The 2,977-nt window shown below is 38.7% G+C and carries 5 protein-coding genes; all 5 read right to left on the bottom strand.

Annotated features, from left to right (window positions below; genetic code table 11):
- Positions 1 to 232: 232 nt before the first annotated feature.
- Positions 233 to 466 (bottom strand): hypothetical protein, encoded by a 234-nt coding sequence (locus ABD036_RS18840; protein ID WP_343862711.1) that lies wholly within the window; start codon positions 464 to 466, stop codon positions 233 to 235.
- 101 nt (positions 467 to 567) lie between these two features.
- Positions 568 to 777 (bottom strand): hypothetical protein, encoded by a 210-nt coding sequence (locus ABD036_RS18845; protein ID WP_343862691.1) that lies wholly within the window; start codon positions 775 to 777, stop codon positions 568 to 570.
- Between the two features lie 158 nt (positions 778 to 935).
- The gene (locus ABD036_RS18850) at positions 936 to 1,175 is read right to left on the bottom strand and encodes a hypothetical protein (protein WP_343862713.1); all 240 of its coding nucleotides are present in this window, start codon (positions 1,173 to 1,175) and stop codon (positions 936 to 938) included.
- 131 nt (positions 1,176 to 1,306) lie between these two features.
- Complete coding sequence (locus ABD036_RS18855) at positions 1,307 to 1,708, bottom strand: hypothetical protein (RefSeq protein ID WP_343862714.1); 402 nt, start codon at positions 1,706 to 1,708, stop codon at positions 1,307 to 1,309.
- Positions 1,709 to 1,885: 177 nt separating this feature from the next.
- A complete protein-coding gene (locus ABD036_RS18860; protein WP_343862715.1) occupies positions 1,886 to 2,182 on the bottom strand; it encodes a hypothetical protein in 297 nt (98 codons plus the stop codon).
- Between the last annotated feature and the right edge of the window lie 795 nt (positions 2,183 to 2,977).

The following is a 2,977-nucleotide window of genomic DNA, read 5'->3' on the forward strand; positions in this document are numbered from 1 at the left end:
GGCTTTAAAACTTTTAGACTCAGATGGATGCCATTCGTGCTTCCAAATATCCAAACCCTCAACCTTTTTGGTTTGGCCTTCAAAATTTATATCGTGGAACTTCCAATTTTCCATAATCACCTAACGCCCTGCTAAGGGGCAGTTGCGAGTGTTGTTGGCGAAGCCAGCGAGTAACTGTCCCGCAGCGTTTTTTGCTGCGAACTTGAGCAGTTTGTTATGTGAATTTGCCAATTTAATCCTCGTACTCATTTGGAATTTCCTTTTTAAACAAAGCGATTGCCTGTTCTACCAACTCCAAATCTAGCTCTTTTTGATACAATGTAACTTCCATTTTCTTCTTTGTATCATCTCGGAATATTTCCATAAGCATGGTTTCACCTGAGTAAATTTCGACTCCAATGCCATCCCTACTTCCTACATCACTAGCAATGACGTATTTTTCAATTTTTGAAAAGTCGATATTCATCAGATATTTCACTATTCACATAACGCCTCTAATAAACGGCGGTTACGAGCAATAAACGTAACCACATAACAACAATGCCCAGCGAGTAAGCGTCCGGTTCATTAGTTTGTTATACGTCTAATACCTGCGCTCACGCCCTCAACAACTTTACCGCCAATGCTGTGGACAGACGCTGTCCATGCGGCCTTCAATTCTACTATTTCTAAAAGTCGTTTCGCGGTGCTCTGAGCTTGCTCAAGGAAAGGCGAGAAACGGCTTTTAGAAATACCATATTCAATGTGCCGGAACAACTGGACCAAGGTACTGATCACGCTTAATCAAGGTACAGTTTTCAGGCTCTGACCCCATCATAAGCAGGTCTTTTACGTATAACGCCCCTAATAGACTGCACAAACACGTGGCCTACACTTTGTGAGGCACGAGCAATGGCCGCGAGTTTGGGTCAGGTTGATTGGATTGTTAGGCATATTTACGATTTAGATTTTACTGAACTTTTAAAGCTAGATTTTAGTTTTTTTAATCTAATATTACGAATAGCAAACCAAACTTGAAAAATACCTAATGCAACGACTAACGCAACAACCAAACCCTGCCAGTATGGAAATTCCAACTCTCGGGAAAGTCGAAGAATAGAAAAAGTGCTCAACATCGCCAATAGGCTTAACCAAATTGGATATTTTTTTATTAACTCATCGTCCATATCACTCATAGCTTACTCCTAATATGCCTAACGCCCTGTTAAGGGGCAAATTGTAGTTGGCTAAAATGTGAAGCGGAGCGGAACCAGCCAACTGTAATTTGTCCCGCTTTAACAGCTTGTTATACGTAATATACACCAAACTAAAATATACTGTTTTTACCTTTGACCGTGAACATTTCACCGATAATTAACTCTGTTTTAGTTAACTCGTAAGGTACGACAACGATAACTGAATAACCACTAACGTGATCTAATTCTACAGCAATTGAATCAGAGCCATTAACCATAACGTCATAAACCAAAGCCGATGCAATAATTTCTTTGGCTTTAGCTGAATCGATGTAGTGATTTTTAAGTAAGTCGATTAATTCTGATGATTTAGGTCTTTCTTCACCATTTGAAGCAGACAAGTTAACTTGTTCGCCATTTGGTTTCATTATTTCACCAAATGGAAAGAACTCTTCATTTTCCAACAAAAGTTGTTTAGCTATTGGAAATACAGCATCAAATAACTTTTGAGTTTCAACTTTTCCTTGTTCCATATTACTTCCAAAACAATTAAAACTTAGGATTAAAAATATTGCAGCGAGCTTAGTATGCATAATTACGTATAACGCTTCACATATGGGGCGCAGGCTTGCTGGCTATACTTGCGAAGAATGAGCCGAGCCAGCGAGTATGCGTCCCAATGAGCGCAGCGAATGAACATAATGTGCTTGTTAGGTGCGTTTTGCAAAATAACCACCAACTAAGACTGCCGCGATAGAAGGGCCAGCACCATATAATGCAAATAGTACATTATTGCTTTGTGAAAAAAACTGGCCGATCACAAATTCTTGATCATGCCAGACAATAGGAAGAATTTGTAAATAAATGAAGAATGGTAACACTATCATTGTTAAGAGATAAAAAGACAATGATGACACAAAAGCAGAAAGTACAATTTTGTTATATTTTTTAAACCATATGAAGGAAAGCAGATACAAAGTTGAAGTTGATAAAAGTAAGATCGCCACGGGTATATCCATTCTCAATTTAAAAAAATGAGTAAAGCAAAATAAGAAGAAAAATACAGAATAGAAGGCTACTTTTGCTAGCCTAGTGGATTGTGACTTCTCCACTATCGCCACTATCAATAATAGTATACTAAGTTGTATGAGCGATCCTGCTGCGGCCCAAGTAAAATGACCAATACTAAGTCGAATGACGAAAAATTGGTAAAAAGACGTCAAAAACATTAACAAAACAACAAGACTAAATAGAACTTTACTCATTCGCACCCTAACGCTTTGCCAATGGGCAAATGTGAACGTTGTTGGGCGAAGCCCAGTGAGTATTTGTCCCAGCCGCGCTTTTTGCGGCGATATTAGGCAACTTGTTATGTGGCTGAGCTTTAAAACGGACTCTTGCCATATTTTGACCTATGTGACTTTATGAACGGAATTATGGTTGATAATAAAAACATGCAAATAATACCTAAAAAGAACAGCAATCCACTTAGCACTCCATGCTCATAACCTAAAAAGGTAGCTGGCACTAAACCGATCAAAACTATCGATAAAATAGCAAATCTATGAGTATTCCAATATAGAGTTGCCCCTTCTAATTTCATCATCTTCCTAAAGACACATAACGCCCCTAATAGCCTGCACAAACACGTGGCCTACACTTTGTGAGGCACGAACAATGGCCGCGAGTTTGTGTCAGGTTGATTGGATTGTTATACGGAGAACACATACTGACAAAGCCCACGATTAAAATTACTAAACCAAATACTACAATCGAATCGCTGAAAAAAGCGATAACTTTTT

It is taken from the genome of Aliiglaciecola litoralis (genome assembly GCF_039523355.1).
Classification (GTDB): Bacteria; Pseudomonadota; Gammaproteobacteria; order Enterobacterales; family Alteromonadaceae; genus Aliiglaciecola; species Aliiglaciecola litoralis.

What these genes read in the sequence shown, in the direction of transcription:
- ABD036_RS18840 (WP_343862711.1), bottom strand. Translation starts at nt 466, where the DNA reads ATGAATATCGACTTTTCAAAAATTGAAAAATACGTCATTGCTAGTGAT.
- ABD036_RS18850 (WP_343862713.1), bottom strand. Translation starts at nt 1,175, where the DNA reads ATGAGTGATATGGACGATGAGTTAATAAAAAAATATCCAATTTGGTTA.
- ABD036_RS18855 (WP_343862714.1), bottom strand. Translation starts at nt 1,708, where the DNA reads ATGGAACAAGGAAAAGTTGAAACTCAAAAGTTATTTGATGCTGTATTT.